The following is a 4,052-nucleotide window of genomic DNA, read 5'->3' on the forward strand; positions in this document are numbered from 1 at the left end:
GAAGCCACCTAAAAGTCGGATGCTTTGTCACAGTCTTGTTTTTCCTTTCTCATTATATTTTTACGTGAATAACTACATCACATCTATTTGATTATATTATTGAAAACTTTTATTTAACACGTTAGCCTGACAATGCTATTGGCAAAATCCAATAGTCGGGGATTGCTACGATTAAACGGGTTCATTGTACTTAGGGTAATCGTGGGTCAATACCCTAAAAATTAAATCAAACTGATAAAACTTATAGGAATAAAAAAACCGGACTTATGCCGGTTTTTTCTTAGTAGGCGTTTCTTTTGATGTCAGAGCGTGGATTATACTTCCATCTCTTCTTCCACCGTGAGTGGGGTAATTTTCACTTTATTGATGCGGTGGCTGGTGATTTCCAGCGCTTCAAACAGATAGTCACCAATCTTCAATTGCTCACCTTGTTGTGGAATATGTTGCAGATGTTCCATCAACAAACCTGCCAGCGTCTGATATTCTCGTTTTTCATCCAATGGCAGTGGCACGTAAAGCACTAAATCTTCCAGTGGCATAAACCCATTGGCGATCCAATATCCCTCTTCCGTGACCTGAATATCATGGCGGGCATCAAGCTCTCCGCTACTGGCAGGGAGGTTGCCTGTAATGGTCTCCATCACATCGGTGACCGTGACCACCCCTTCGACAGAACCGAATTCATCGACGACAAAAGCAAAGTGGGTTTGTGCCTGACGGAATTGCTCCAACGCCTGTAGTAAGGAGAGGGATTCAGGGAAAATCAACGGCTGCTGGACTAACTTTCTTAAATCGAAAGTATTATGGGTTAGCTGTTGATTAAGGATATCAATCACGTGCACAACGCCAAGGGGTTCATCACTGCTCTGTTCGTCGGTGACCACAATGCGCGTATGGGGTTTTTGTTCCAGTAACGTCGTCAATTTTTCCGTAGGGGAATGGACATCAAGATAAACTACATCGTGGCGTGAGGTCATAATACTGCTGACGGTACGTTGTGCCATGCTAAGAACACGGGCAATCATCTGGCGTTCCTGTGGCTCAAAGATTTCTTTGCTATCAGTATGATCTGCAATCAGGTCGGAAGTATGATTATCCAGCGCAGCATTTTCACGTTTGCCATTTAGAATGTGAAGAACAGCCTCTGCGGTTCTTTCGCGCAGGGAGCGGGAAGCGTTCAAGAACTTGCGACGATTAAATTGGGCGAACTGGTTCAGCGCTTCAATCATGATGGAGAAGCCGATGGCCGCGTAGAGATAGCCTTTCGGAATATGATAGCCAAAGCCTTCTGCAACCAGACTAAAGCCGATCATCAGCAAGAAACTGAGACACAAGATAACGATGGTAGGATGCGCATTGACGAATTTCGTCAGCGGCTTACTGGCCCATATCATCAGGATCATAGCGATGGTCACAGCAGCAATCATAATTCCAATGTGATTGACCATTCCCACGGCAGTGATAACAGAATCCAGAGAGAATACCGCATCCAAAACGATAATTTGCACAACCACAGCCCAGAAGCTGGCGCCTTTGCGTTGTTGGCTGGTATGCAGGGTTTTGCCTTCTAACCGTTCATTCAATTCCATTGTGGCTTTGAACAGTAGGAAGATCCCTCCTATCAGCATAATTAAATCACGGGCGCTGAAAGGGTGTTCCCATAAAGTCACCAAGGGATTCGTCAGGGAAATGAGCCAGGATAGGCTGAATAGCAGTAATATTCTCATGACAAGAGCGAAGGAAAGCCCTGTCAGGCGAGCTTTGTCTCTCTCTTTTTCAGGAAGTTTATCTGCCAGAATGGCGATGAATATTAAGTTGTCTATTCCGAGAACAATTTCTAAAACGATAAGTGTGGCCAGACCTGCCCATATCGTCGGATCAGCGATCCATTCCATATAGTTTGTTTTACCTGTTATTGGGACGGCACTTGCCGACTATTCAATAATGCGTATTGAAATGCGAAATATCAATAGGGGATTTATCTCAGTTGGAAATTTTTTCAGCAAAAAAACGTTATGACGGTATCGGTTGCATCAATAACTACCCCCGATGACCTTTCCTGAGTTAACATGTGACTTCATTAACAAATTGCCCGCTCTGTTTTGTTGCATACGGCATGACGTAAAGCATCTTGGGTGGGCCGCAGTCATTATTAGACGGGAGTTATTCATGTCCAAACAACAGATCGGTGTTGTCGGTATGGCGGTAATGGGGCGCAACCTGGCGTTGAATATTGAAAGCCGTGGTTACTCTGTATCTATTTTTAACCGCTCCAGCGATAAAACTGATGAAGTTATTGCTGAAAATCTAGGGAAAAAATTAGTTCCAAGTTATTCCATTGAAGAGTTTGTCGATTCGCTGGAAAAGCCACGTCGTATTCTGTTGATGGTTAAGGCGGGGGAAGCGACGGATAAAACCATTGCCTCACTGACACCACATTTGGATAAGGGTGACATTCTGATCGATGGTGGCAACACCTATTTTCAGGATACGATTCGCCGTAATCGTGAATTATCTGCTCAGGGTTTTAACTTTATCGGTACGGGTGTTTCTGGTGGTGAAGAAGGGGCATTGAAAGGGCCTTCCATTATGCCGGGTGGTCAGAAAGAGGCTTATGAGTTGGTCGCCCCTATTCTGAAAGAGATTGCTGCTCAGGTTGGTGGCGAACCTTGTGTGACTTATATCGGGGCAGATGGTGCCGGCCATTATGTGAAGATGGTTCACAATGGCATTGAATATGGTGATATGCAGTTGATTGCAGAAGCCTATTCGCTGCTGAAAAACGCATTGAACCTGAGCAATCAGGCATTGGCTGAAGTGTTCAGTGATTGGAACCAGGGTGAACTGAGTAGCTATTTGATCGAAATTACTGCTGATATTTTCCGTAAACAAGATGAAGAAGGAAAATATCTGGTTGACGTGATCCTGGATGAAGCCGCTAACAAAGGTACCGGTAAGTGGACGAGCCAAAGCTCACTGGATCTGGGTATTCCCGTCACACTGATCACAGAATCTGTGTTTGCACGCTATCTCTCTTCCCTGAAAGATCAGCGCGTCGCGGCATCCAAGGTTCTGTCCGGCCCTGAGGTTCAGCCATTTAACGGGGATCAAGCTGAATTTATTGAGAAAGTTCGCCGTGCTCTGTATCTGGGTAAAATTGTTTCTTACGCGCAAGGTTTCCAACAGTTGAAAGCTGCATCGGATGAGTATCATTGGGATCTGAACTATGGCGAAATTGCCAAGATCTTCCGTGCGGGTTGTATTATTCGTGCGCAATTCCTGCAAAAAATCACGGATGCCTACAATGAAAATCCGGCGATCGCCAACCTGCTTTTAGCCCCTTACTTCAAACAAATCGCCGACGAATATCAGCAGGCCCTGCGTGATGTTATTGCTTACGGTGTGCAGAATGGTATCCCGACGCCAACATTCTCTGCGGCTATCTCTTATTACGACAGCTACCGTTCTGCGGTATTGCCTGCCAACCTGATTCAGGCACAGCGCGATTACTTTGGTGCGCACACTTACAAGCGTACAGATAAAGAAGGTGTTTTCCACACTGAATGGTTAGAGTAATCATCAGGTCGCTGGATAAGATATAAATACTCTAAAAAAGGTGCTGAATTCTCAGCACCTTTTTTGGTGGTGCGCCGAGCATGGCGCGTAGCGTCGTGAGAGGTTTTGTCTCTTAACTAGGGTGAGCGACTTGGAGGTGAAAGTCTTCTGCATAATCGGAGGCATCCATATATAGTCAATAAAAAATTGGTCACTATATAAGAATTTTCCCTCAGTAATCATACTAATATACACGACTTCAAGAGAATATTAAGCTTCTGTGATATTGCTGGAGCTGCCCCAATAACGAAATCACCTTGAACTAATACGTCTGCTCCGGCTTCGCTAGCTATTAACGATCCTGCAGCTAAATCCCAATAACATAAATCATGCTCATAGTAAGCGTCTAATCTTCCTGCTGCAAGCCAACAAAGATCTAGGGCAGCCGAACCACAGCTTCGAATATCTCGCACCTCGGTCAGAAGCTTAGATATTAT

At 44.9% G+C, this 4,052-nt stretch carries 3 protein-coding genes; 1 reads left to right on the forward strand and 2 read right to left on the reverse strand.

The annotated features are described in order from the left end of the window. Positions 1-314 precede the first annotated feature (314 nt). Entirely contained in the window at positions 315-1,895 is a 1,581-nt protein-coding gene (locus PSI15_RS17205) for a TerC family protein (protein ID WP_045969884.1), read from the reverse strand. A gap of 274 nt (positions 1,896-2,169) precedes the next feature. Between PSI15_RS17205 and gndA the strand changes: the two genes are divergently transcribed. After that, complete coding sequence (gndA, locus tag PSI15_RS17210; RefSeq protein ID WP_273584590.1) at positions 2,170-3,576, forward strand: NADP-dependent phosphogluconate dehydrogenase; 1,407 nt, start codon at positions 2,170-2,172, stop codon at positions 3,574-3,576. A gap of 218 nt (positions 3,577-3,794) precedes the next feature. On the opposite strand, the gene PSI15_RS17215 is transcribed toward gndA, so the two are convergent. Continuing rightward, on the reverse strand, positions 3,795-4,052 hold a 258-nt coding region (locus PSI15_RS17215), incomplete at its 5' end, for an inositol monophosphatase family protein (protein WP_337928942.1).

The organism is Xenorhabdus sp. PR6a (assembly GCF_028599065.1).
Lineage (GTDB): Bacteria > Pseudomonadota > Gammaproteobacteria > Enterobacterales > Enterobacteriaceae > Xenorhabdus > Xenorhabdus doucetiae.